This window comes from Rhodococcus sp. DMU2021, assembly GCF_019641445.1.
Classification (GTDB): Bacteria; Actinomycetota; Actinomycetes; order Mycobacteriales; family Mycobacteriaceae; genus Rhodococcus; species Rhodococcus pyridinivorans.
In genome coordinates, this window is sequence record NZ_JAIFKB010000097.1 from 1 (window position 1) to 802 (window position 802).

At 67.1% G+C, this 802-nt stretch carries 1 pseudogene; it reads right to left on the reverse strand.

From position 1 onward, the window contains the following. Window positions 1-802, reverse strand: a pseudogene (locus tag K3M35_RS25810) (IS1380 family transposase); the annotation flags it as partial.

Consider the following 802-nt stretch of genomic DNA (forward strand, 5'->3'; position numbering starts at 1 on the left):
GTGGGCGTCGGTCAACCCGAACCCCACCGAATACGAGAGCCGGCGCTTGGTCAGATACTCGATCAGGTGGTGGGTGCCGCCGGCGCCGTCGATACGCACCAGCACCTTCTTCCCGACCCGGTATCCCGGGTCGAACGGCAACTGTGCCAGTGCGTCCTGCACCACGGTGACGTGATCGGCAGCGGTATTCGACCCCGAATTCCCCGGCCGCAGCAGCATCGCGACGGGTTCACCGGTGCCGCCGGCGCCATGGTCGACGAACGCACACAACGAATGGAAACCGAAGCCTCGCTTGAACGTCGGGGCGGCCTGTTCCTTCTCGGAATGTGCGGTGACCTTCGGTGGCATCGATATCGAGGACCAGCGGATGGGCTTCGCCGATGGCATGGTCGGGAGCCGACGTACCGGCGGCAGTCCAGGCATGGGTGCGGGCGGTGGCGCGGGCCCGGTCGATCGCGGCGAGGGCGGTATCGGCGTCGGCGGCCAACCTGCTGATCAGGCGGGAGACAGTCGGGTCGGAAGCCACCTGTCCGAAGACTTCCGGGTGAGCACGCAGTTGCGCGTTGTCGGCGAGGCAGTCTCCGCCGAGTGCCAGTGCTGTCGCGAGATCGAGCACGATCTTGCCGGGATCGTGTCGGGCCAGCGGTTTTCGATATGGTGCGAGTTCGGTCGTCAACGCCGCAGCGAGGCCGGTCTTCTCCGCGGTGCGCAGCAGCAGGACCGCTCCGGCGTGCGACACGACACCGGTTCCGGTGGCCGATGCGGATAGATGGGGGTAGGGGGACGTAGACTTGGTGGGCCT